Here is a 25067-nt window from a genome sequence, read left to right on the forward strand (position 1 = left end):
CATTGTTAACCATTAATCACTAACCATTAATCACTAAAATCATGTTTTTATTAGGTTATGACATAGGTAGCTCGTCTGTAAAAGCGAGCTTGGTAAATGCTGAAACAGGCAAATGTGTATCGTCTGCGTTTTTCCCGAAGACGGAAGCGAATATTATCGCAGTGAATCCCGGATGGGCGGAACAAGACCCGGAGAGTTGGTGGGAAAATCTGAAGCTGGCCACTCAAGCTATTATGGCTGAATCGGGCGTAAGTGCTGCCGAGATTAAAGCCATCGGTATCTCTTATCAGATGCATGGATTGGTATGTGTTGATAAGGATCAGCGTGTGTTGCGTCCTGCTATTATTTGGTGTGACTCTCGTGCTGTGCCTTATGGACAGAAAGCATTCGAGACAATCGGAGAGGAGAAATGCCTTTCTCACCTGTTGAACTCGCCGGGTAACTTTACAGCTTCCAAATTGGCATGGATTAAAGCAAACGAACCAGCCATCTATGAGCAGATTTACAAAATAATGCTGCCGGGTGATTATATCGCCATGAAACTGAGCGGTGAAATCTGTACGACAGTTTCCGGACTTTCGGAAGGTATGTTCTGGGATTTCAAGAACAACCGGGTAGCTGATTTCTTAATGGATTACTACGGATTCGATTCGTCTTTGATTGCGGATATTAAACCTACTTTTGCAGAGCAGGGTCGTGTCAACGCTGCGACAGCCAAAGAATTAGGCTTGAAAGAAGGCACTCCGATTACATACCGTGCCGGTGACCAACCTAATAATGCCCTTTCTCTGAATGTATTCAATCCGGGTGAGATAGCTTCTACGGCAGGAACATCGGGAGTAGTTTATGGAGTAAACGGCGAAGTGAATTATGACCCTCAATCACGTGTCAATACCTTTGCGCATGTCAATCATTCAACAGAACAGACTCGCTTGGGTGTACTGCTTTGCATCAACGGAACAGGTATTCTTAATTCATGGGTGAAGCGTACGATTGCTCCCGAAGGAATATCTTATAATGAAATGAACGTCCTGGCTTCCAAGGCGCCTATCGGCAGCGCGGGAATCAGTATCCTTCCCTTCGGCAACGGTGCCGAACGTATGCTGAATAATAAGGAAATCGGTTGTAGCATTCGCGGGTTGGATTTCAATGCACATGGCAAGCATCATATTATTCGTGCTGCCCAGGAAGGTATCGTGTTCTCCTTTAAATATGGTATTGATATTATGGAGCAGATGGGTATTCCTGTGAAGATGATTCATGCCGGACACGCCAATATGTTCCTGAGTTCGATATTCCGTGATACTCTGGCAGGAGTGACGGGAGCCACTATCGAACTTTATGATACGGACGGTTCGGTAGGCGCAGCGAAAGGTGCGGGCATCGGCGCAGGTATCTACAAAGATAATAACGAGGCGTTTGTCACACTCGACAAACTGGACGTGATTGAGCCTAATGTAGCTAAACGCCAGGAATATGCAGACGCATATGCCAAATGGAAATATCGCCTTGAAAAATCAATGGCAAGCAAAATACCGGCTCCGGTTCTTTCTTCAGATAAGTAATTGACAATATAAATAATAACCATTTAAAAAATAAAAAAGAATTATGGCAACAAAAGAATTTTTCCCGGGAATTGAAAAGATTAAGTTCGAAGGTAAAGATAGTAAAAACCCGATGGCATTCCGTTACTACGATGCTGAAAAGGTAATCAACGGTAAAAAGATGAAAGATTGGTTGAGATTCGCTATGGCATGGTGGCATACATTGTGCGCAGAAGGCGGTGACCAGTTCGGTGGCGGAACAAAACAATTCCCTTGGAATGGTAATGCAGACGCAGTTCAGGCTGCAAAAGACAAAATGGACGCAGGTTTCGAATTCATGCAGAAAATAGGTATCGAATACTACTGTTTCCATGATGTAGACTTGGTATCCGAAGGCGCAAGCATCGAAGAATACGAAGCTAACCTGAAAGAAATCGTAGCATACGCAAAGCAGAAACAAGCTGAAACAGGCATCAAACTGTTGTGGGGTACTGCCAACGTATTCGGTCATGCCCGCTATATGAACGGTGCTGCTACTAATCCTGATTTTGACGTTGTAGCCCGTGCTGCCGTTCAGATTAAGAATGCTATTGACGCTACTATCGAACTTGGCGGTCAGAACTATGTATTCTGGGGTGGACGTGAAGGTTATATGTCTCTTCTGAACACTGACCAGAAACGTGAAAAAGAACATCTCGCTCAAATGTTGACTATCGCTCGCGACTATGCCCGTGCCCGTGGCTTCAAAGGTACTTTCCTGATTGAACCGAAACCGATGGAACCGACTAAGCATCAGTATGACGTAGATACGGAAACTGTAATCGGATTCTTGAAGGCTCATGGCTTGGATAAAGACTTTAAAGTAAACATTGAAGTAAACCATGCAACTTTGGCAGGTCATACTTTCGAACACGAACTTGCAGTAGCAGTAGATAATGGCATGTTGGGTTCTATCGATGCTAACCGTGGTGACTATCAGAATGGTTGGGATACAGACCAATTCCCGATTGACAACTACGAACTGACTCAGGCTATGATGCAGATTATCCGCAACGGTGGCTTGGGCAATGGCGGAACAAACTTCGACGCTAAGACTCGTCGTAATTCTACCGACCTGGAAGATATCTTCATCGCTCACATTGCAGGTATGGACGCTATGGCGCGTGCATTGGAAAGTGCGGCAGCTTTGCTGAACGAATCTCCATACAAGAAAATGTTGTCCGACCGTTACGCTTCATTTGACAGTGGTAAAGGTAAAGAATTTGAAGACGGTAAATTGTCTTTGGAAGACGTGGTTGCTTATGCTAAAGCAAACGGCGAACCGAAGCAGACTAGCGGCAAGCAAGAACTTTATGAAGCAATCCTGAATATGTATTGCTAATTAAAATCTAATACTAAGGTGATAAAGCAGCAGTTCAACCACTGCTTTATCACCTTCTTTTATATCTAATCCAACTACTACACACTACTTATCCAATTTATACAAACTATGAACAATACAACGAACGAAGGAAGCAAACTCTATTTGTATTCCATCACATCCGTTGCTATCCTGGGCGGACTGCTTTTCGGTTATGACACGGCAGTTATCTCCGGAGCGGAAAAAGGCTTGGAAGCTTTTTTTCTTTCAGCCTCTGATTTCCAATATAACAAAGTAATGCATGGAATCACTTCTTCCAGTGCATTGATAGGTTGCGTACTTGGTGGTGCGCTCTCCGGCATATTCGCTTCCCGTCTGGGACGCCGTAATTCGTTGAGGCTCGCTGCCGTACTCTTTTTCCTTTCAGCATTAGGTTCTTATTATCCGGAATTCCTGTTTTTCGAATACGGAAAACCGAATATGGACTTGCTGATTACGTTTAATCTTTATCGTATCTTAGGTGGTATCGGCGTTGGACTGGCATCTGCCGTTTGTCCGATGTATATCGCGGAAATAGCCCCTTCCAACATTCGCGGAACTCTTGTTTCGTGCAACCAGTTTGCCATTATCTTCGGTATGCTGGTGGTGTACTTTGTGAATTACCTGATTATGGGCGACCATCAGAATCCTATTATTCTGAAAGATGCTGCCGGAGTCTTATCAGTAAGTTCTGAGTCTGATATGTGGACTGTACAAGAAGGATGGCGCTATATGTTTGGTTCGGAAGCTTTTCCTGCTGCATTTTTTGGTTTGTTATTGTTCTTCGTGCCGAAAACTCCCCGTTATTTGGTATTGGTACAACAGGAAGAAAAAGCCTTTTCTATTTTGGAAAAAATTAATGGTAAAGCAAAAGCACAGGAAATCCTTAATGATATCAAAGCTACCGCCCACGAAAAGACAGAAAAACTCTTTACTTATGGAGTGGCAGTAATTGTTATCGGTATTCTTCTTTCTGTATTCCAACAGGCTATCGGCATTAATGCGGTACTTTACTATGCTCCGCGCATTTTTGAAAATGCAGGCGCAGAAGGTGTCGGTATGATGCAAACGGTTATTATGGGTATCGTAAACATCATCTTCACATTGGTTGCTATCTTTACAGTAGACCGCTTCGGACGTAAACCGCTATTGATTATCGGTTCTATCGGTATGGCAGTAGGGGCATTTGCAGTAGCAATGTGTGATAGTATGGCTATAAAGGGAATCTTTCCGGTAGTTTCGGTTATCGTATATGCCGCATTCTTTATGATGTCATGGGGACCAATTTGCTGGGTATTGATTTCGGAAATCTTCCCGAATACAATCCGTGGCAAGGCAGTTGCCATCGCTGTAGCTTTCCAATGGATATTTAATTATATTATATCTTCCACTTTCCCGGCATTGTACGATTTTAGTCCGATGTTCGCATACAGCCTTTATGGAATTATCTGTGTAGCTGCCGCAATCTTCGTTTGGCGTTGGGTGCCCGAAACGAAAGGCAAGACACTGGAAGATATGAGCAAGCTTTGGAAGAAAAACAAGTAAATTAGGTTAGTGTAATTTCATCAAGATTATGACATCATGCCAATGGTATGGTGTCATAATTATTTATATGCATATCTTTCAGTGAATCAATAACTTATTTTGTATGATTGATGTAATAACCAACAGTTTTGCATTTTTGAGTAAATACATAGTCTGACAATGCGCTTATCTTTGCATTGTAAAATTTGAAAAGTCACATTATTGAAAGATTATGATAACAGAGCAACATAAAGATACCGTTTATTTTTCAAACCTTTTTGCAAGGCACTATCCTGAAATTTATAAAGAACTATCCGATATTCTTTCTCGTCATCATGTAGCACATGGCGCGTTGATGCACACTAAAGATTATTGGTGCCGGGATTACATGCCAATACAATGGGGCTACAAAACTTATATTCAATTCCGCTATGAACCAGATTATTTAACTGACAAGCCACAGTATAAAACTAATATTGAGCCTGTATTGAAGGCTATGAGGAACAGGATGAATATTACGCAATCTCCACTTATAATTGATGGTGGAAATGTGGTTGTGTGTGAAGTAAAAGAACCATATATGAAAGATTGGAGACCAATTATTGTTATGACAGAAAAGTTATTTCAGGAAAATTCTCAGATTGAAAGGGAAGAAGTGCTCGCAATCTTAAAGGAGAATTTTTATGGGGCGGAAATTGTATTTCTTCCATGGGATAAATCTGATGTTTGTGGTCATACAGATGGGATTATTCATAATGTTGGTGATGGCAAAGTTTTGGTTAATCTGAATGTCTATCCCCTGAAAATAGCACGAGAGATGAGACGTAGATTGAGTAAATGTTTTGTGGTTGTAGATTTAAAACTGAGTAAGTATCATCATAATAGTTGGGCATATATAAATATGCTTCAGACACGTGACGTAATCATTGTTCCCGGACTTGGACTACCGACAGACAGAGAAGCTTTAGAACAGATAAAAGAATTGCATCCTTCCTATGAAGGTCGAATCTATCAAGTAAATATCGCTCCGATTGTAGAGAAATGGGGAGGCGCATTGAATTGTTTGTCCTGGACTATGAGTGAATATGTATCTGGCTTAGAGTGGTTGCTTGAATATGATGAATAAGTCATGGCTATCACTATAAGATAATTCATAAATTTAAAATCTAAAAATTATATGATATCAGCATTACCGATTTCTAAACCTATACTTTATATTGATATGGATAATGTTCTGGTTGATTTTCAATCAGGTATAAATAAATTGAGTGAATATGAAAAAAGAAAATACGAGGGACGATATGATGAAGTACCTGATATTTTTGCAAAAATGTGTCCGTATGAAGGAGCAATTAATGCTTACTATCATTTAGTACGTTTTTATGATGTGTATATTCTTTCTACAGCACCATGGGATAATCCTTCAGCTTGGTCGGATAAACTTGTATGGGTGAAAAAATGGTTAGGTGGCTATGGATATAAACGGTTGATTCTTAGTCATCATAAAAATTTAAACAAAGGAGACTTCTTGATCGATGATCGTCTCAAAAATGGCGCGGAGAATTTTAGTGGTGAATTGATCTTATTTGGTTCGGAACAGTATCCGAATTGGGATTCTGTTGTTGACTATTTGATATCATCTAAGTGAAAAATAAGAAAGTTGATATATTTAACACAACTCTATACTAAAAAGATTATCTTTACCCAAGAAAATATTAATATTATAATAGTTATGGATACTTTAAAAAAAGAAATTGCAATATTAAGGCAATGTAGTGACTTTAAGGAAATAGAGAAACAACTTCAAGTAATTAATAAGTTAATAGTCACAAACTATATGTTTGAACTGAGTAATGGGTTACGGATTTATCCAATTGAAGTAGAAGCTTATTTTAAAGATTCAAAGTTTAATGATGAGTTTGTGCATGGAAATGAACTACAAAGGGATAATTATGGAAGATTTTATGTTCATCGCATAGGTATAACGGAGAATTCAAAAATTAAAGGTGGAACAAGAGGAGGCATTGATATTTGTTTATCTGATGATGTTAATGTATATTATGGTATTCTAATAAGAAGCGCAAAGTTTGACGATGGTACAACTAAATTTGGCCCGAATAATATTTTAAAATTTATTATTGAGGATAAGAACGTAGATTATAAAACTTTGGAGAAAGAATTTGTTTTAAAAGAAGCTACTGAAGATTGTCGTGATAGAGAAAATAAATCAATTATCTTACATTCGACACGCGTCGGCTTGGGTAGAAAGCAAAGTGATGATTTCAAAGATTTGCAATTACGGACAATAGTGGGGGTACTGCTCTCGTCTTATCCATATAAAGAAAAGGAGAATGTATTCAGGAACTATATCGTTAATGAAAATATATCAAAAGAAGAAGCTGAAAAGATCTCTATTGACATTCTTGGATATTGTCCTAAGTCTTTGATAAAAAGCATATATGAGGTATTATAGCTATTAATTCTATAAGGGTGATGTGTATTTATTGCCCTTATATGAATTATTGAACAATTGGAATCCAAACTTCAGTAAGGAGCTCTTTCACCTCTGTGTCAGTGGGGGAATTCAGGTAATGTTCTAAAATTGGAGTTTCTCCTAAGCAATAAGATTGTGGTAATTGTTTCAGTATTGTCTCATAAAAAGCATCTAATAATGCATAATCTCCTTGATGGGTATAAACTGCATATGTGCTTTGGGGTAACTCCATATACTTTATTTGACTGGTAAGAGAAGGACTGAATCCTGTTCCTCTTTGAATAGTCATACAAGTATAAAAACGGCATTTTTCTGATGAGGTAATATCCGTATCGTCGTAAGCTATCCCCCAATAATCTTCCTTATTTGGCAATAAAGAGTTTTCTTTTGCATATTCATACAGGTAATCCCAAGTATATGCCTCAAAAGCAACTGAACTACAGGTATTATAATCGCCGGTATAAGATAAAAATAAAATAGGTATTGTTTCGGATTCCACTATACGGCAAAGAGGAATAGGTGAAGGATAAACATGTGTTGTTTCCAATAATTTCTTTTGTAATTCTCGAGGAGTGAGATTATACTTTTTCTGAAGTGCATTATTTAAAGCTGATTGGTTAGCAAATCCAATATATTCACATATTTCAGTAATACTCATATTCTTGTCTTTGAGCAACTGCTGAGCATATTCCATACGTGTGCGAATGATATATTGATGTAATGTTTCGCTTGTATAAGCTTTAAACATCAACTGAAGGTTACGAACAGACATACATGCAATTTTAGCTAATTCAGGTATGGATAACAAATGATTGAATTCATCTGCCGTTTTACCTGTCCAATTCTTTTGTATCATGGAATCTAGATAGTGAAGAATTGTTTCAATTTGACCTTGGTAGGAGAATTTGTGAATCTGCATGAAAATTGTGTGGTGCTAAAGTGCAATAGCTGTTTCGGAATACATATTGTTATGGCAAATTGCAATTATATAGAGCTCTTATTTGTATTCATGTTCTCTTATAAATTCATCAGCTATATAGAGATTGCCATACAAATAGAGACCAGTATTTTTATTATGTAAGTCTGCGCAGGTTTTACTTTCATAAAATAATTCCAATGCTCTTTCGGGAGCAATATTCAGCCGTTTTGCCAGTTCGGCTGATATGCAGCCAATCCGGTTACTTAATATCATTTCTTGGATAACAGGGGATTTTACGGGGTCATTCTGCAGATTCTGTTCCATCATAACTAAGGTATTTATCAATTAATTCTTGGTTTAACAGGCAAATTTGATTGTTCGGCTGGTGCATAGCGAGACGTTGTAAAGCTACATCTGCATTCATTAATCCTGCCATATATAAATTTATGGTATCAATAACACGGTCGTTAGCTACACCACCTTCGATATAATCGTAATTAGCTGCCGGATTCAATCCTTTTCGGCTGTTTACTATAAATTCCAGCCATTCGGCATCGTAGGCTTTAAATATTTTGCAGCGTCCTTCTTTCAGAATTGTATCACGGTCTAATTGATAGATGTTAATTAATGCTTTAGCCTGTCTCTTGGTCGATATAGCTATAGCCCATTTGGAAGCTTGCTCTTTAATGTTTGTAACATAGAATCCCTGTCCGAAATCAAGGTTTTTGCGTCCGAAGCCACAGATTGGATTAACGACTACTTCTGTTCCGCCGTGATATACAGTTATTTTCATTTTTTACTCTCCCATGTAGTTAAACACTCTATCATATTATCTGTCACATGTTCACGACTTTCGGTATGAAGTACCTCATAATTAGGTAGAATATAATTTGCTATCATCCCTACGGACTTCATTCGAGCGTATATTTCTTGATAGGATTTGCCGAGCCGACGTGCAGTCCCTTCAATGCAAGAAGCAACGAAAGCTAATTTAATTTCAGTAGGTGATAATTCTATAAGTTGTTCCATATTGTTACCATTTATACAAATTCTACTTTATTTTGTTTACGTATTCCTATGCTTGGTATAAGTTCTATGCATACACAAATATAGAAGTATTACTTCATAAAACAAAAAAAATGGCAGATTATCCAATATAGGTAGGTCTGTTTTTTCTATGTGATTCTATATTTAAGTATAATGCTTTTTTATTTTGAAGACTGCTGGAACGATGTCTACGAGGTCAGATTGAAGAAATAAAAATAGTGACGCTATCCTGTCACGATGGCGTCACTATATGCTTAGGATAGCGTCACTATCCGGGGCACATAGTGACGCTATATTTTTACCTCGAAGAAGTTCCGCTTTCCAATATGCTAACGATAGAAAACAGGGTGAAACAGATTGCTCCTAATCCTGTTAAAACACGTGCCGGAATAAAATAATCAGCATGTACCGTTGCAAGTTCAAACACGAAAGCAGCTAGAAACAAGCAGGCTAATGCCGTCAATATCGGAATCATGGGGATACGGTTGGCCAGTTTAAATTCCTGTCTCCATATTTTGGCTAACAGGATTACTTTGCTGGAAATGCTGTAACAAACCAGACCGAGACCAAGCATAATATATCCCGTGGTACCATTTGCGCTACCTGAATCTGCGAGAATTACAAATATTCCCCATATAAAAGAGATTGAGCCCATTAGTAGCACCAGTTTCGGCCATTTGCTTCGTTCTTTTTCCTGATATTCATTACGTATTTGACGTGCGATAGTAGCTACCAACGCAATCAGACTGGTGCAAATACATGCAAGACCTACCATTACATGACCTGCTACAAAATAAGTGGGATGGGAATGGCTGTTGCCTAATAAGATAAAAGCCCATATCCATGCGATAAGGGAAATAATGGTTGCAATAATTACTAATATCCGTCTTTGCCCTACAGAGAACGCTCCCTGTGGAACTTCATATCCTGTCGCTTTTGAATTGCCCGGAATCAGAGAAAAACGGGTGGAAGAAGTGGCGGCAGTAGCTACACAAGTAGTGATAAACCCTACCCCTGTAATCACATGACCTGCGACGAAGGCAGAAGTGGAAGTGGCATTACTGAAAATACAGATACCACTGATAATGGTAATTGTAGCTGCCAAGTATCCTATGATGGGCAAAACATATTTTGCCGTCTGGTTATAAGTATGTATGATTTGCCGGATAATAGTGGCTGCCGTACAAAACAGCGCAATACATATCATACCTAGTGAGAATACGACAGGGCCTGCTATAACACGATTTGCAGCATCTCCGTAACCGTAAATAAATGCTCCGTATCCGAAGCAAAAAAGCGCCATCGCCAAAGGGATTGCTCTGAATAAAATACTAATACCGTAATTCATAAGTTAAGTGTTTTTAGGTTTTCCACTACAACAAGGATATATCCGTTTTGTTTAGGGCACAAGCCGTTTATAATCATTAACTTCACATGATTCTGATTAAAAGTCATTGCTTTTTGCTCAACTAAACAAATGTTTTTGTAAATTTGCACCCTTAAAAACGGGGATACCCCTCAAAGTGTAAATTGTAATATAGTAAAATCGTAGATACAGCTATGAGTAAGAGATTTACTGAGTATTCGCAGTTTGACCTTTCACAGGTGAACAAAGATGTGCTGAAGAAATGGGACGAGAACCTGGTTTTCGCCAAGAGTATGACAGAACGTGATGGCTGCCCTTCATTTGTATTTTTCGAAGGACCGCCCTCGGCTAACGGTATGCCGGGGATTCACCATGTAATGGCTCGTACGATTAAGGATATTTTCTGCCGTTACAAAACGATGAAAGGTTATCAGGTAAAGCGTAAAGCCGGATGGGATACGCACGGACTGCCTGTGGAACTGAGTGTGGAAAAAGCATTAGGTATCACAAAGGAAGATATTGGTAAGAAAATCTCTGTTGCCGATTATAATGCTGCTTGTCGCAAAGATGTGATGAAATATACCAAAGAGTGGGAAGACCTGACTCATCGGATGGGATATTGGGTGGATATGAAGCACCCTTATATCACATATGACAACCGCTATATTGAAACATTATGGTGGTTGCTGAAACAATTGCACAAAAAAGGACTATTATATAAAGGATATACTATTCAACCGTACTCTCCGGCTGCCGGAACAGGGTTGAGCTCGCACGAACTGAACCAGCCGGGTTGTTATCGTGATGTAAAAGATACAACTGCTGTTGCCCAATTTAAGATGAAGAACCCCAAGCCGGAAATGGCAGAGTGGGGAACTCCTTATTTTATAGCATGGACAACTACTCCGTGGACATTACCTTCAAATACGGCTCTTTGTGTAGGACCAAAAATTGACTATGTTGCCGTACAATCTTACAATGCTTATACCGGAGAACCTATTACGGTTGTTCTGGCAAAGGCTTTATTGAACGTACATTTCAATGCAAAAGCGGCAGACTTGAATTTGGAAGATTACAAGGCTGGAGATAAGCTTGTGCCATTCAAGGTTATTGCCGAATATAAGGGTGCCGACCTGATTGGCATGGAATACGAGCAACTGATTCCCTGGGTGAAACCGGTTGAAGTGTCCGAAGACGGTACTTGGAAAGCCAGTGATAAAGCCTTCCGTGTAATACCGGGTGATTATGTGACTACGGAAGATGGTACGGGTATCGTTCATATCGCACCGACATTTGGTGCGGACGACGCGAATGTGGCACGTGCTGCCGGCATCCCGTCATTATTCATGATTAATAAGAAAGGTGAAACTCGCCCGATGGTAGACCTGACAGGTAAATTCTATCTGTTGGACGAACTGGATGAGACTTTCGTAAAAGAATGTGTGGATGTAGACAAATATAAAGACTACCAGGGCGCATGGGTGAAGAACGCCTATGACCCTCAGTTTATGGTAGATGGCAAATACGATGAAAAAGCTGCGCAGGCTGCCGAATCTCTGGATATTGTGATTGCCATGATGATGAAAGCGGACAATAAGGCTTTCAAAATAGAGAAACATGTCCACAACTATCCGCATTGTTGGCGTACAGACAAACCGGTGCTTTATTATCCGCTGGATAGCTGGTTTATCCGTTCTACGGCTTGCAAGGAACGTATGATGGAACTGAATAAGACCATCAACTGGAAACCGGAGTCTACCGGAACAGGCCGTTTCGGCAAGTGGCTGGAAAATCTGAATGACTGGAACCTGAGCCGTTCCCGTTATTGGGGTACTCCGTTGCCAATCTGGCGCACGGAAGATAATACAGATGAAAAGTGTATCGAGTCTGTAGAAGAACTTTATAATGAAATAGAAAAATCGGTAGCTGCCGGATTTATGAAATCCAACCCGTACAAGGATAAAGGTTTCGTTCCGGGCGAATATACTGAAGAGAACTATGATAAGATTGACCTTCACCGTCCGTATGTAGACGATATTATATTGGTATCGAAAGACGGTCAGCCGATGAAGCGTGAATCTGATTTGATTGATGTTTGGTTCGATTCGGGTGCTATGCCTTATGCGCAGATTCATTATCCGTTCGAAAATAAGGAATTGCTGGACAACCGTAAGGTATATCCGGCTGACTTTATCGCAGAAGGAGTAGACCAGACACGTGGATGGTTCTTTACGCTGCATGCTATCGCTACGATGGTATTCGACAGCGTGTCATACAAGGCTGTTATTTCTAACGGACTGGTACTTGACAAGAATGGTAACAAGATGTCCAAACGCTTGAACAATGCTGTCGATCCGTTCACTACGATTGAAAAGTACGGTTCCGACCCGTTGCGCTGGTATATGATCACCAACTCTTCTCCGTGGGATAACTTGAAGTTCGACGTGGAAGGAGTGGAAGAAGTTCGCCGTAAGTTCTTCGGTACTTTATACAATACCTATTCGTTCTTCGCGCTTTATGCCAACGTAGACGGATTTGAATATAAGGAAGCCGACGTGCCGATGGCGGAACGTCCGGAAATCGACCGTTGGATATTGTCCGTATTGAACACATTGATTAAAGAGGTAGATACTTGCTATAATGAATATGAGCCGACCAAGGCAGGTCGTTTGATTTCCGACTTTGTGAATGATAATTTGTCTAACTGGTATGTTCGCTTGAACCGTAAACGTTTCTGGGGCGGTGAATTTACACAGGATAAATTGTCTGCATACCAAACGCTGTACACTTGTCTTGAAACAGTTGCCAAATTAATGTCTCCTATATCACCGTTCTACGCAGACCGCTTATATACAGACTTGATTACTGCAACAGGACGTGACAATGTGGTTTCCGTCCATCTGGCTAAATTCCCGGAATGTCAGGAAGAGATTATAGACAAGGAATTGGAAGCCCGTATGCAAATGGCACAGGATGTAACGTCTATGGTACTGGCATTGCGGCGTAAAGTGAATATCAAGGTTCGCCAACCGTTACAGTGTATCATGGTTCCGGTGGTAGATGAAGAGCAGAAAGCTCATATCGAAGCCGTGAAGAATCTGATTATGAACGAAGTAAATATCAAGGAAGTCAAGTTTGTTGACGGTGCTGCCGGTGTATTGGTGAAGAAAGTGAAATGTGACTTTAAGAAACTCGGCCCGAAATTTGGAAAACAGATGAAGGCAGTAGCTGCTGCTGTTGCTGAAATGTCACAGGAAGCCATCGCTGAATTGGAAAAGAACGGGAAATATGCATTGAACCTGGATGGGGCGGAAGCTATCATCGAAGCGACAGATGTAGAAATCATCAGCGAAGATATTCCTGGATGGCTGGTGGCCAACGAAGGTAAGCTGACTGTGGCGCTTGAAGTGACTGTTACCGAAGAGTTGCGTCGTGAGGGTATTGCCCGCGAATTGGTGAACCGTATTCAAAATATACGTAAATCGAGCGGTTTCGAGATTACAGACAAAATAAAAATAACAATCTCGAAAAATACGCAAACAGATGATGCGGTAAAAGAATATAATACTTATATTTGTAACCAGGTTTTAGGCACATCTTTAGAACTTGTTGATGAAGTGGAAAACGGTACAGAGCTTAACTTTGATGATTTCTCACTGTTCGTGAATGTGATAAAAGACTAATACTATATTGATTAACATTTTTAAATTGTAAGATTATGGCAGAAAAGACTAGATACTCGGATGCGGAACTCGAAGAATTCCGTGCCATCATTATGGAGAAACTGGAATTGGCCCAACGTGACTATGAACAGTTGAAGAAGAGTCTGATGGGATTGGACGGTAATGATACTGATGACACATCGCCTACATATAAAGTGTTGGAAGAAGGAGCTAATACGCTTTCCAAGGAAGAAACAACCCGTCTGGCACAACGCCAGTTGAAGTTTATCCAGGGATTGCAAGCTGCTTTGATACGTATTGAGAATAAGACGTACGGCATTTGCCGTGAAACCGGAAAATTGATTCCGGCAGAGCGTCTGCGTGCTGTTCCTCATGCAACTTTGAGTATTGAGGCCAAAAACAGTGGTAAAAAATAATAGATAGCTACACAAGCTACGAGTGACGAGCTACAAGTAGCTGCGCAAAGTTTACGCACGGCACTTGTAGCTCGTTATGTTTAATTTATAATGAACACATGAAGAAACTATTCACGAAGGGGAGAATTGCTCTTCTCGTTATCTTTTCCGTATTAATTATCGACCAGGTCATTAAAATCTGGATTAAGACTCACATGTACTGGCATCAAAGCAATCGTGTGACGGATTGGTTTTATATTTATTTCACCGAAAACAACGGTATGGCTTTCGGTATGGAAATCTTTGGAAAGTTATTCCTGACAACATTCCGTATCGTTGCTGTGGCATTGATAGGCTGGTATCTTTATAAAATAGTGAAGAGAGGCTTTAAAACCGGATATATTGTTTGTGTTGCCTTGATTCTGACCGGTGCATTGGGTAATATTATTGATAGTGTATTCTATGGAGTGATTTTCAACGAAAGCACACATTCCCAGATTGCAACGTTTATGCCTGAGGGCGGGGGATACTCTACCTGGTTCTACGGTAAAGTAGTGGATATGTTTTACTTCCCAATCATAGATACGAACTGGCCTACGTGGATGCCGTTTGTAGGTGGGGAACATTTTATATTCTTCAGCCCGATCTTTAATTTTGCGGATGCCGCCATCAGTTGTGGTATCATTGCTTTGTTGCTCTTTTATAGTAAATATCTGAATGAATCTTATCATTCGCTGGATAAAGATAAAAAGGAAAGTGCGAATCATGAATAATAAATTTCGGTTTCATCTGTGTCTTATCTGCATGCTTGCGTTTGCGGTAACCGGGTGTAAAGTGAAAAGACCCAATGATGTAATTTCGGAGTCGAAGATGGAGAATCTGCTGTATGATTATCATTTGGCAAGATCCATGGGAGACAATCTGCCTTATAGTGAAAATTATAAGAAAGCATTGTACATAGATGCTGTTTTTAAGAAGTACGGGACTACACAGGCTGCGTTTGATTCATCTATGGTATGGTACACACGTAACACAGAAGTGCTATCGAAAATTTATGATAAGGTGCGGAAGCGTTTGAAAGACGAACAGGAACTTGTCAGTGACCTGATTGCCAAACGTGACAAGAAGCCGAAAATGACAAAAACCGGTGACAGTATCGACGTTTGGCCATGGCAGCGCATGGTGCGCCTGACCGGTGAAAGGATGAATAATCAGTATGTATTTGCTTTGCCGACCGATTCTAATTATAAAGACCGCGATACTTTGGTGTGGGAAGTGAACTATCGTTTTCTTGAACCGATGCTTGCCGATTCTTTGAGAGCCGTTACTATGGCAATGCAGGTAATATACGAGAAAGATACAATCAATCATTGGGAGACTGTGACCGAACCGGGTATTCAGCAGATACGTTTGTTTGCAGATACATTGGGGCAGATGAAGGAGGTAAGAGGCTTCATTTATTATCCGGTAGAAAATCCAAAGAAGGCAGGAGCGTTATTGGCAGACCGCTTTACGATGACCCGTTATCATTGTACGGATACACTTGCTTTTGCAGTTCGTGATTCATTGAATAAGATAGAAGCTTTGCGGGTGGATTCATTGAAGAAACTTTCTGATAAAGAGAAAACCGATTCTTTGCATAAGGTAGTAGAAGAAAATAAAGATGAATTGCAACGTCTGACACCGGAAGAGATGAACCGTCGCCGTACGGGAACACATCGTGAAAAGAAGCCGGAACAGATTGAAGTAGAACAACATATCCAGCAAGAAAGGCTGGAGCAAAGAAGAGAACGGCAGATGAACCAACGTAAAAGACAACAGCAAAGAAACCAACCCCGTTAATTATTATGAAACGATTTGCATCTCATTATTTACTGATACCTGACATTGGATTTATAAAACAGCAGGTGGTGGAGATAAATGATGAAGGAGTTGTCCAAAATATATTCCCATTGACTGAAGAAATAGAGTCTGTCGAATGGATGCCGGGAGTTATAGTTTTGTTTCCTGTGAGTCGGATGGAAGAAATTGCTGCCAATCAACCTTCCCATTGTTTGGGGAAGGTTGATGAGTACCAAAGGCAAGGAGAAGCCTTGCTCCCTTATTTATTCTATCCCTTTGATTTTATTTCCATGCAGCCTGTCGACGGAACTCGGCACAGATTACTGCGGTAGCAATGGCTACATTAAGTGATTCGGAAGTTTCCTGACCTTGCGGATAATTGGGTATGTATAGTTTCCGGTTGATTAATGTTTCCACTTCTTGCCCTATACCGTTTCCTTCATTTCCCATAACAATCAGTCCGGTAGTGGATAGTGGCTGCTCGTACATGTTTTTCCCGTCTAGAAAAGTACCGAACACAGGAGTATCATCTCCGAGTGAACGGATAAAATCCGGAAGAGAAGTATAATGTACCTTTACCCGTGCGATTCCGCCCATGGTTGCCTGCACTGTTTTGGGATTATACACGTCTACCGTATTTTGTGAGCAAATGATATGCTCGATACCGAACCAATCAGCCAACCGGATAATGGTACCCAAATTTCCGGGATCCTGAACATCATCCAATGCCAGGCAAAGGGAGTGGCGGGCTACTTCCGGATTGAGAGTATAATGGGGTTGCTCAAAAATAGCAAGTACCTGTTGGGGAGTTTTCAGTAGGCTGGCTCGTGAAAGTTCTTCCTGAGAAACTTCCACAAGTTCGTTTGCATGAATGTCCGTGTGCTTTTGAAGCCATAATGAAGTGGCAGCCAAAAAACGACAAGGAAAATGCTCAAGCAAATCACCTACCAGTTTGGGACCTTCGGCAAGAAAAACTCGTTCTTCCTTACGTATTTTCTTCTGTTCCAGCGAGTGGATATACTTTATTTTGTTTTTACTCAGTGATGCCATAAATTTGATATTCTTTTGCAAAGCTATAAAGATATTTCCAATCTATCCTTACTTTCTCCTCTTTTTCTTAATTTATTTTCCCCATCGGAAAATATAATTTATCTTTGTAGTCGTATTTTTTATACTATCGACGTAAAAACCGTATGAGGAGAAATTTCCTTTTTTTGATTGCTTCCGCTGCTGTCCTGTCACTTGCTTCGTGCACTGCCACTAAGTTTGTGCCGGATGGTTCTTATTTGTTGGACGAAGTCAAGATTCGTACGGACCAGAAAAACATCCGCCCTTCTTCTTTGCGCATGTATGTGCGTCAGAATCCTAACGCCAAGTGGTTCAGTTTGATAAAGACGCAGCTTTATGTCTATAACCTTTCGGGACGCGACTCTACCAAATGGGGGAATAAATTCTTGAGAAGAATAGGGGATGCCCCTGTGATATACAGTGAGGAAGAAGCGCTACGTTCTGAGGAAGAGATTACCAAAGCTGTGCATAATATGGGATATATGGCGGCAACGGTGAAACGTTCGACGAAGATAAAAAAGAAAAAGATAAAATTGTATTATGACGTGACAGCGGGAAAACCATACGTTGTCCGATCTATTAAATATGACATAGCCGACCCTAAGATAGCCGGTATCCTGAAAAGGGATTCTGCCAGAAGCCTGCTGAAAGAGGGAATGGATTTTGATGTCAATATATTGGATGCGGACAGGCAGCGTATCACGGACAGACTGCTGCGGAATGGTTACTATAAATTCAATAAAGACTATATTGGTTATACTGCTGATACAGTACGCAATACTTACAATGTGGATTTAACCCAATCTTTGCGACCATATAAGCCCCATGCCAGTGATTCTGCAAGAGCGCACCAGCAATATTGGATAAACAAAATTAATTTCATTACAGATTATGATGTGTTGCAGTCTTCGGCAATGAGTAGTGTGGAAATCAATGATTCTGTTCATTATAAAGGATATCCGATTTATTATAAAGATAAGCTGTATCTGCGCCCTAAAGTGCTTACGGATAATTTACGTTTTAGCTCCGGAGATTTGTATAATGAACGGAGCGTACAACAGACGTATTCCAGTTTCGGACGTTTACCTGCATTGAAATATACTAATATCCGTTTTGTTGAAACTCAGATAGGCGATTCGGCGAAACTTGATTGTTATGTGCTGTTGACTAAAAGCAAGCATAAATCCGTAGCTTTCGAGGTTGAGGGAACTAACTCTGCCGGTGATTTGGGGGCGGCGGCTTCCGTCTCTTTCCAGAACCGGAACCTTTTCCGTGGTTCGGAGACTTTTATGATAAAGTTCCGTGGAGCGTATGAAGTGATTTCCGGTCTGCAGGCAGGTTATTCGAATAATAACTATACTGAATATGGGGTAGAGACAAGCATTAATTTCCCTAACTTCCTGTTTCCTTTCCTTTCTTCGGACTTTAAGCGGAAAATCCGCGCTACTACGGAGTTTGGATTACAGTATAATTATCAGTTGCGACCTGAATTTCTGCGCACGATGGCTTCTGCCAACTGGAGCTATAAATGGAGTCAACGTCAGAGAATACAACATCGTATCGATTTGATTAACATTGGTTTCCTCTACTTGCCGCGTATTTCCGAAAAGTTTAGGGAGGATTATATAAATAAGGGGCAGAATCAGGTTTTCCAATATAATTATCAAGACCGATTGATTATAAATATGGGATATAGCTATAATTATAATAGTGTAGGTGGTTCTATCGTAAATAATACAATTGCTGCTAACTCATATTCTATTCGTTTTAATTTCGAATCAGCCGGAAATATAATGTATGCCTTGTCAAAAGCAACGAGTATTCGTAAGAATGATAATGGCGAGTATGCAATACTGGGGATTCCTTATGCACAATATCTCAAAGGCGAATTCGATTTTGCTAAAAACATAAGAATAGACCGTCGTAATTCATTTGCATTTCATGCAGGTGTAGGAATTGCGGTTCCTTACGGAAATGCAAAAACAATCCCGTTTGAGAAGCAATATTTCTCGGGTGGAGCTAACAGTGTCCGTGGTTGGTCTGTACGGGATTTGGGACCGGGTTCTTTTGCGGGAAATGGGAATTTGTTGGATCAATCCGGTGATATTAAGCTGGACGCCAGTATCGAGTATCGGAGTAAATTGTTCTGGAAGTTCCAAGGAGCGGTATTTGTAGATGTCGGTAATATCTGGACTATAAGAAGCTATGCGAATCAGCCGGGTGGTGTTTTCGAGTTTGATAAGTTCTATAAGCAGATAGCGGTGGCTTACGGATTAGGGCTGCGGCTCGATTTGGATTTCTTCATCCTTCGTTTCGACGGTGGTATGAAGGCGGTTAATCCGGCTTTTGAGACAAAGAAAGAACATTTCCCTATTGTCCATCCTAAATTTAGTCGTGATTTTGCTTTCCATTTCGCAGTGGGATATCCTTTCTAATCAGCCATTTATCATATTCCCTTGTTAGTTTGAGCGTATCTTGCAGGGTATTTATCTGCTTCGTTTCTCCATTAACCGGATTTATGATAAGCACGTTCTTTATCTGGCAGACAACTGTGGCTCTTTCGGAGTTGGCATCTATTTCGCTTGAAATAACTGTGGCTTTAGCAGCTCCTTGTGTTTTTAATTGATTCAAGTGGGCTTGCCGGACATTAGATGCCAAAAAACTAAGGTAGGATAGGGAAGAAGGAGTACTCAACTCTTGGGCTACCGGATAATTGAAGTTATAGAAGGCTTCACAGAAATCTATAGCCGTTTGTTCTATTTGAGTTTTGGGTGTTTGTTGCTGGCATGATAAACATGTGAATAATAAGGATGAAAGGATAATTATGTATAACTTATTCATAACATGAAAGAAATTTGTAGGATAGAATGATAATGAAAAAGGAGATGAAACTCACCTGGACAGGTTTCATCTCCTTGATATTTGTCTTTTGTTTATTAACGGGCTGCAAACATCAAGTTGCTTGTTGTAGCCTGGCGAGCTGCCATCATACCTTGGGCATCCAAGGTTACATTCATTTTTTCACCGTTTGGTAAGAACAAGTCGGCAGTGCCGTCATTGTTCATCTTTATCAGTTCCGTGCTTTCACCGTTTGCTACAACATTCCAAGTATTGGCTTCTTTGTTGTAAATCAGATCCATGGAAGCAGTTTCACCTTCTTTTGTGATAGAATAACCATTCTCTAGCGTTTTTACCATGTAGTTGCCGTTTTCTCCTTTTACTTTCTTCACGTCACCTACATTAGCCATCGGATTAGAGCCACTCCAGAATTCAATAGAGTTGATTACTAGAGCATCTGCCACATAAGCTACTCCGTAAACCGGAATGATGTTGAAAGCCAAAAATACAAGTTCGTTTACAAATTTGTTTCCAACAGACTGGTTCCAGGAAGACAAGCGGTTGAATAAACCAAATGAACCTACGCAAGAACTGAATAATAGGCTGCCGCTAAGTACTACTGCGACTAAAGACAGTTTCCCTCTTTTCATGTCAAAATGTTTTTGATTAGTAAAAAAATGTTTATATATTCTCTTTTAGATGTATGCAAATATAGTATTTTTTTATTAATCAACGTTATTATTCCTATTTTTTGTATGATCTGGATTTTCGCCGTTGTAATTCATTCCCGATAATATGGTCGATTGAGAATTTACCGGGACCGGCAATATACATGATTATAAATACGACCAAATAAATGAAGGTCATTTCTTTAACTGCAAATGCATCATTCGCATGAACGATAAAGAAAGCCACGATCATTGTGAAAATCATCGGAATCATAGCCAACCGGTACAGGAAGCCGACGATAAATGCCATTGAACACACAAGCTCGCCAAAAATAGCCAGTCCGAGAGATATCGGACTTCCTATTCCCAAAGGATCAGGAAAGACCGCCGATAATTCCTGAAAATTGCTCCATTTCTGAATGCCATGGTTCATTAATAATATTCCGAAGATTATCCGGACTGCCAGCAGCAACAAAGAAACTTTTGTTGTATTGGGCTTTGTGGGAAATAAAAAATTGTAAATCATAAGTTGTCTTATTTTTAAATTCATCTCTATTTACAATAAACGTAAAATATCTTTGGTTTGTTCTATACTGATAGTAAAAAACAGAAAGGGCTGATGTTGAAAAGAAAGTAATAACTTTATTCATGAATAAATAAACTTTGTATCTTTGTCGAAAAAAAGAATAGATATGGCGCAACATACTTATGACAATGAATCAGTTCAGGAACTGCTGAACTGGGCGAAAAAAATGCTTGAGACTAAAAATTATCCGACTGAAAAATATCAGCTTAACAAGTGTACTACTATTATTGATGGTAAACAGTATTTGGAATCTTTAATCGCGATGATTGACAGAAACTGGGAAAATTCAACTTTTCATCCCATTATTGAACAGTTATGGGAATTTAGGGAGAAATGGGAGAATAAAGAAGCATAATAGAACATACGAATGGTATTGCCTATAAATATATGCGCACTCTAATCACGCTTGACGAGAGTGCACATTTTTCAAAATAAACATATAATGCTCGTGACTTTAATAAGGGCACGAGAAATAAGGGTGTGCAAATATACACCAAATAGTCGCAAAAATCGACTGTTTAGTCACATTTTTAATCAAAATAGGCAAAATTTACATTTGTTTGAGCGTCTAAAAAGGTAGCCATCTTCTTTTCTTTTTCAAAGATGTTTTTTTCTCTTCTCCATTTTGACTGTATATATCTGCGAATGTCTTTTTTTCTTTTATCATTTCATAGATAACTCCCCAGTCCGGCAGTCCGCCCAAATTGCGGTCGTCTATAAACATGTCGGCTTTCAGCTTTCGGGAGAAGCCTTGGTGGTCTTTTTGTTCTTCAGGATAATCCTTGTTGACTGCATAAAATTCCAAGCCTCTGGCTTTGCACCATTCGACAGCTTCGTCCAAAAGTGAACCTTCGCGCACACTCCACAATATCAAACGGTGCTTTTCTTGTTGCAACAACTTCAGTGTATCTACTGCGAATGGAATTTCTTCACCAATACGCGGGTAACGATGCTCTACAATCGTTCCGTCAAAATCAACAGCTATAATCATAGTTCTTTTTTAATACCTAATTTTAGACAAAGATACGGACAGTAAGCCAAAAAAACGTATCTTTGTTCCGAATTAACATTTTAATAAAAATTATCACTACATGAACAATTCCCCTCAGCGTGCTTCCAAAGGCTTTACGAGAGCATTTTGGGTCAGCAACACAGTCGAACTGTTTGAACGTATGGCGTATTATGCCGTTTTTATCGTTCTCACTATTTATTTATCTTCTATTTTAGGTTTTAATGATTTTGAAGCAAGTATGATTTCCGGTCTTTTCTCCGGCGGGTTATATCTGCTTCCTATTTTCTCCGGTGCTTATGCCGATAAGATCGGTTTCCGAAAATCAATGATTATAGCGTTCTCCTTATTATCTATCGGATATTTGGGGTTAGGAGTTTTGCCTACTTTATTAGAGACGGCCGGATTAGTAAGTTATGGCGCGACGACCCAGTTTAACGGTTTGCCTGATAGCTATTCCCGTTGGATGATTGTGCCTGTCTTGTTTATTCTTATGGTGGGTGGCTCTTTCATTAAATCCATTATTTCAGCTTCCGTGGCTAAGGAGACAACGGAGGCTACCCGTGCCCGCGGTTATTCCATTTTTTATATGATGGTGAATATAGGTGCTTTCACCGGAAAGACGATTGTTGATCCTTTGCGGAATGTGATTGGCGAGCAGGCATATATCTATATCAATTATTTTTCCGGAACGATGACTATTATTGCTTTGCTTGCTGTTGTTCTTCTTTATAAATCCACTCATACGGCAGGAGAAGGAAAGAGCCTTCATGAGATTGGGCAGGGATTCATGAGAATTATAACGAACTGGCGCTTGTTGATTCTTATACTGATTGTCACAGGATTCTGGATGGTGCAACAGCAACTTTATGCCACGATGCCGAAGTATGTGATTCGTATGGCTGGCGAAACGGCAAAGCCGGGTTGGATTGCCAATGTGAATCCTTTTGTGGTGGTATGTTGTGTTAGTTTTATCACACGTCTGATGGCAAAGCGTAGCGCTATCACTTCAATGAATGTGGGAATGTTTTTGATTCCTGTTTCAGCTTTGTTGATGGCATGTGGGAACCTGCTCGGCAATGACTTGCTTTCCGGGATAAGCAATATTACGTTGATGATGGTGGCAGGTATCGTTGTGCAGGCACTTGCCGAATGTTTCATATCGCCACGCTATTTGGAATATTTCTCTTTGCAGGCTCCTAAAGGGGAAGAAGGGATGTATTTAGGATTCAGCCATCTGCATTCTTTCCTTTCGTCTATTTTCGGTTTCGGATTGGCGGGAATCTTGTTGACCAAATATTGTCCGGATCCAGCATTGTTCGAGACACGTGCAGCGTGGGAAGCTGCTAGCGTAAATGCACATTATATATGGTATTACTTCGCTGCAATTGGTCTGATTGCTGCTATAGCGTTACTATTATTTGCAAAAATCACCGAATTCATCGACAAAAAGAAGAAAGCTAATCAGTAAATCTCTCCTTTTTTACGTATATTTGCCGTCACTTTGCTGTAAAAGTTGACGGCATTTTTATTTTTTAATAAAGAAGATAAAACATGAAAGTAAAATTTATAAGCTTAGCGAGTGGCAGTAGTGGGAACTGTTATTATCTGGGCACTGAAACCTATGGGATACTGATAGATGCTGGAATTGGTATTCGTACTATAAAAAAGACACTGAAGGATTTCAATATCTTGATGGATAGTATCCGTGCCGTATTTATTACGCATGATCATGCGGATCATATCAAGGCTGTAGGCCATTTGGGTGAGAAGTTAAATATTCCGGTTTACACAACGGCACGTATTCATGCAGGAATCAATCGCAGTTATTGTATGACGGAGAAGCTTAGTTCGTCAGTTCGTTATTTGGAAAAACAGGAACCTATGGTTTTAGAGGATTTCCGCATTGAATCTTTTGAGGTTCCGCATGATGGTACGGATAATGTGGGGTACTGCATCGAAATAGATGGCAAAGTATTTTCTTTTTTAACTGACCTTGGGGAGATTACTTCTACAGCAGCTCATTATATTGGCAAGGCACATTATCTGATTCTGGAAGCTAACTATGATGAAGAAATGCTCAAAATGGGTCCTTATCCTCAATATCTGAAAGAACGGATCACAAGTAAGACCGGACACATGAGTAACTCGGATACTGCTGAGTTTTTAGCGGAAAATATCACGGAACACTTGCGATATATCTGGTTATGCCACTTGAGTAAAGACAATAATCATCCGGAGTTAGCTTTTAAAACTGTAGAATGGAAATTAAAGAACAAAGGTGTTATTGTTGGCAAAGACGTGCAACTGCTTGCTTTAAAGCGAAATACGCCTTCCGAGCTTTATGTGTTCGAATAAAAGCGAAAAAAATATAGTAAAAAAGCTGCATTATTGTTTGGTCAAATAAAATAAAAGACCTACTTTTGCAACCGCAAACGAGGAAATAAGCACTCTTAGCTCAGTTGGTAGAGCAACTGACTCTTAATCAGTGGGTCCAGGGTTCGAGTCCCTGAGGGTGTACAAATTCCGAAGTTGCAACGTAAATTTAATGTTGCACTCTTAGCTCAGTTGGTAGAGCAACTGACTCTTAATCAGTGGGTCCAGGGTTCGAGTCCCTGAGGGTGTACAAAAAGGAGGTAACTAAAGTCATCTCCTTTTTTGTTATATAGATGTATAGGGGGGCAG

25 protein-coding genes and 2 tRNA genes are annotated in these 25067 nt (G+C 40.1%); 17 read left to right on the forward strand and 10 right to left on the reverse strand.

Annotated features, from left to right (window positions below):
- Nucleotides 1-41: 41 nt before the first annotated feature.
- The 6 genes from CLIN57ABFB40_RS05965 to CLIN57ABFB40_RS05990 all read left to right on the forward strand — a co-directional run bounded on the left by CLIN57ABFB40_RS05965 (nt 42) and on the right by CLIN57ABFB40_RS05990 (nt 6940).
- Nucleotides 42-1565, forward strand: a complete 1524-nt coding sequence (locus tag CLIN57ABFB40_RS05965) for a xylulokinase (RefSeq protein ID WP_175629310.1) — start codon at nt 42-44, stop codon at nt 1563-1565.
- A 43-nt stretch (nt 1566-1608) separates the two neighbouring features.
- Nucleotides 1609-2925, forward strand: a complete 1317-nt coding sequence (gene xylA, locus CLIN57ABFB40_RS05970) for a xylose isomerase (protein ID WP_175629311.1) — start codon at nt 1609-1611, stop codon at nt 2923-2925.
- A gap of 108 nt (nt 2926-3033) precedes the next feature.
- Complete coding sequence (xylE, locus tag CLIN57ABFB40_RS05975) at nt 3034-4488, forward strand: D-xylose transporter XylE (RefSeq protein ID WP_175629312.1); 1455 nt, start codon at nt 3034-3036, stop codon at nt 4486-4488.
- Nucleotides 4489-4699: 211 nt separating this feature from the next.
- Nucleotides 4700-5593 carry an agmatine deiminase family protein gene (locus CLIN57ABFB40_RS05980; protein ID WP_175629313.1) on the forward strand — a complete coding sequence of 298 codons (894 nt, stop codon included), beginning with the start codon at nt 4700-4702 and terminating at the stop codon, nt 5591-5593.
- A 51-nt stretch (nt 5594-5644) separates the two neighbouring features.
- Complete coding sequence (locus tag CLIN57ABFB40_RS05985; protein ID WP_175629314.1) at nt 5645-6115, forward strand: 5' nucleotidase, NT5C type; 471 nt, start codon at nt 5645-5647, stop codon at nt 6113-6115.
- Between the two features lie 84 nt (nt 6116-6199).
- The gene (locus tag CLIN57ABFB40_RS05990) at nt 6200-6940 is read left to right on the forward strand and encodes a hypothetical protein (protein ID WP_175629315.1); all 741 of its coding nucleotides are present in this window, start codon (nt 6200-6202) and stop codon (nt 6938-6940) included.
- A gap of 46 nt (nt 6941-6986) precedes the next feature.
- Here CLIN57ABFB40_RS05990 and CLIN57ABFB40_RS05995 read toward each other — a convergent pair whose 3' ends face one another.
- From CLIN57ABFB40_RS05995 to CLIN57ABFB40_RS06015, 5 genes are all read right to left on the reverse strand, one after another.
- Nucleotides 6987-7817, reverse strand: a complete 831-nt coding sequence (locus tag CLIN57ABFB40_RS05995; protein ID WP_254871708.1) for a GyrI-like domain-containing protein — start codon at nt 7815-7817, stop codon at nt 6987-6989.
- Nucleotides 7818-7958: 141 nt separating this feature from the next.
- Entirely contained in the window at nt 7959-8207 is a 249-nt protein-coding gene (locus CLIN57ABFB40_RS06000; protein WP_024987510.1) for a hypothetical protein, read from the reverse strand.
- Nucleotides 8182-8673: a DUF3990 domain-containing protein gene (locus CLIN57ABFB40_RS06005; protein WP_175629317.1), complete on the reverse strand. Its 492-nt coding sequence runs from the start codon at nt 8671-8673 to the stop codon at nt 8182-8184. The genes CLIN57ABFB40_RS06000 and CLIN57ABFB40_RS06005 overlap by 26 nt, the downstream gene beginning before the upstream one ends.
- The gene (locus CLIN57ABFB40_RS06010) at nt 8670-8909 is read right to left on the reverse strand and encodes a DUF3791 domain-containing protein (RefSeq protein ID WP_135037685.1); all 240 of its coding nucleotides are present in this window, start codon (nt 8907-8909) and stop codon (nt 8670-8672) included. The genes CLIN57ABFB40_RS06005 and CLIN57ABFB40_RS06010 overlap by 4 nt, the downstream gene beginning before the upstream one ends.
- A gap of 316 nt (nt 8910-9225) precedes the next feature.
- Entirely contained in the window at nt 9226-10275 is a 1050-nt protein-coding gene (locus CLIN57ABFB40_RS06015; protein WP_175629318.1) for a DUF2776 domain-containing protein, read from the reverse strand.
- A 212-nt stretch (nt 10276-10487) separates the two neighbouring features.
- Here CLIN57ABFB40_RS06015 and ileS point away from each other — a divergent pair, with 212 nt between their 5' ends.
- From ileS to CLIN57ABFB40_RS06040, 5 genes are all read left to right on the forward strand, one after another.
- The gene (gene ileS / locus CLIN57ABFB40_RS06020; protein WP_175629319.1) at nt 10488-13976 is read left to right on the forward strand and encodes an isoleucine--tRNA ligase; all 3489 of its coding nucleotides are present in this window, start codon (nt 10488-10490) and stop codon (nt 13974-13976) included.
- 35 nt (nt 13977-14011) lie between these two features.
- Nucleotides 14012-14392 (forward strand): TraR/DksA family transcriptional regulator, encoded by a 381-nt coding sequence (locus tag CLIN57ABFB40_RS06025; protein WP_065538645.1) that lies wholly within the window; start codon nt 14012-14014, stop codon nt 14390-14392.
- 98 nt (nt 14393-14490) lie between these two features.
- Nucleotides 14491-15144, forward strand: coding sequence for a lipoprotein signal peptidase (locus CLIN57ABFB40_RS06030; protein ID WP_175629320.1), 654 nt, complete (start codon nt 14491-14493; stop codon nt 15142-15144).
- Nucleotides 15137-16213, forward strand: coding sequence for a DUF4296 domain-containing protein (locus tag CLIN57ABFB40_RS06035; protein WP_175629321.1), 1077 nt, complete (start codon nt 15137-15139; stop codon nt 16211-16213). Before CLIN57ABFB40_RS06030 ends, CLIN57ABFB40_RS06035 begins: the two co-directional genes overlap by 8 nt.
- Before the next feature lie 5 nt (nt 16214-16218).
- Nucleotides 16219-16545 carry a hypothetical protein gene (locus tag CLIN57ABFB40_RS06040; RefSeq protein WP_175629322.1) on the forward strand — a complete coding sequence of 109 codons (327 nt, stop codon included), beginning with the start codon at nt 16219-16221 and terminating at the stop codon, nt 16543-16545.
- On the opposite strand, the gene CLIN57ABFB40_RS06045 is transcribed toward CLIN57ABFB40_RS06040, so the two are convergent.
- Complete coding sequence (locus tag CLIN57ABFB40_RS06045; protein ID WP_175629323.1) at nt 16496-17263, reverse strand: TrmH family RNA methyltransferase; 768 nt, start codon at nt 17261-17263, stop codon at nt 16496-16498. The two genes, CLIN57ABFB40_RS06040 and CLIN57ABFB40_RS06045, sit on opposite strands and share 50 nt — an antisense overlap.
- A gap of 143 nt (nt 17264-17406) precedes the next feature.
- Here CLIN57ABFB40_RS06045 and CLIN57ABFB40_RS06050 point away from each other — a divergent pair, with 143 nt between their 5' ends.
- Nucleotides 17407-19716, forward strand: coding sequence for a BamA/TamA family outer membrane protein (locus tag CLIN57ABFB40_RS06050; protein ID WP_175629324.1), 2310 nt, complete (start codon nt 17407-17409; stop codon nt 19714-19716).
- On the opposite strand, the gene CLIN57ABFB40_RS06055 is transcribed toward CLIN57ABFB40_RS06050, so the two are convergent.
- From CLIN57ABFB40_RS06055 to CLIN57ABFB40_RS06065, 3 genes are all read right to left on the reverse strand, one after another.
- Entirely contained in the window at nt 19670-20122 is a 453-nt protein-coding gene (locus CLIN57ABFB40_RS06055) for a hypothetical protein (RefSeq protein WP_175629325.1), read from the reverse strand. The two genes, CLIN57ABFB40_RS06050 and CLIN57ABFB40_RS06055, sit on opposite strands and share 47 nt — an antisense overlap.
- A gap of 95 nt (nt 20123-20217) precedes the next feature.
- The gene (locus CLIN57ABFB40_RS06060) at nt 20218-20769 is read right to left on the reverse strand and encodes a DUF3332 domain-containing protein (RefSeq protein WP_175629326.1); all 552 of its coding nucleotides are present in this window, start codon (nt 20767-20769) and stop codon (nt 20218-20220) included.
- A gap of 94 nt (nt 20770-20863) precedes the next feature.
- Nucleotides 20864-21313: a DoxX family protein gene (locus CLIN57ABFB40_RS06065; protein ID WP_175629327.1), complete on the reverse strand. Its 450-nt coding sequence runs from the start codon at nt 21311-21313 to the stop codon at nt 20864-20866.
- Between the two features lie 166 nt (nt 21314-21479).
- On the opposite strand from CLIN57ABFB40_RS06065, the gene CLIN57ABFB40_RS06070 reads away from it, so the two are divergent.
- A complete protein-coding gene (locus CLIN57ABFB40_RS06070; RefSeq protein WP_175629328.1) occupies nt 21480-21728 on the forward strand; it encodes a DUF6965 family protein in 249 nt (82 codons plus the stop codon).
- A 213-nt stretch (nt 21729-21941) separates the two neighbouring features.
- Here CLIN57ABFB40_RS06070 and CLIN57ABFB40_RS06075 read toward each other — a convergent pair whose 3' ends face one another.
- Nucleotides 21942-22364, reverse strand: coding sequence for a BT0820 family HAD-type phosphatase (locus CLIN57ABFB40_RS06075; protein ID WP_175629329.1), 423 nt, complete (start codon nt 22362-22364; stop codon nt 21942-21944).
- A gap of 100 nt (nt 22365-22464) precedes the next feature.
- Here CLIN57ABFB40_RS06075 and CLIN57ABFB40_RS06080 point away from each other — a divergent pair, with 100 nt between their 5' ends.
- The 4 genes from CLIN57ABFB40_RS06080 to CLIN57ABFB40_RS06095 all read left to right on the forward strand — a co-directional run bounded on the left by CLIN57ABFB40_RS06080 (nt 22465) and on the right by CLIN57ABFB40_RS06095 (nt 25008).
- On the forward strand, nt 22465-23853 hold the full coding sequence (locus CLIN57ABFB40_RS06080) for a peptide MFS transporter (RefSeq protein ID WP_175629330.1): 1389 nt from the start codon (nt 22465-22467) through the stop codon (nt 23851-23853).
- A gap of 83 nt (nt 23854-23936) precedes the next feature.
- Nucleotides 23937-24740, forward strand: coding sequence for an MBL fold metallo-hydrolase (locus tag CLIN57ABFB40_RS06085; protein WP_175629331.1), 804 nt, complete (start codon nt 23937-23939; stop codon nt 24738-24740).
- An 89-nt stretch (nt 24741-24829) separates the two neighbouring features.
- A tRNA-Lys gene (locus CLIN57ABFB40_RS06090) sits at nt 24830-24902 on the forward strand.
- 33 nt (nt 24903-24935) lie between these two features.
- Nucleotides 24936-25008: transfer RNA gene (locus CLIN57ABFB40_RS06095), tRNA-Lys, on the forward strand.
- Nucleotides 25009-25067 lie beyond the last annotated feature (59 nt).

It is taken from the genome of Bacteroides acidifaciens, from assembly GCF_903181435.1.
GTDB lineage: Bacteria > Bacteroidota > Bacteroidia > Bacteroidales > Bacteroidaceae > Bacteroides.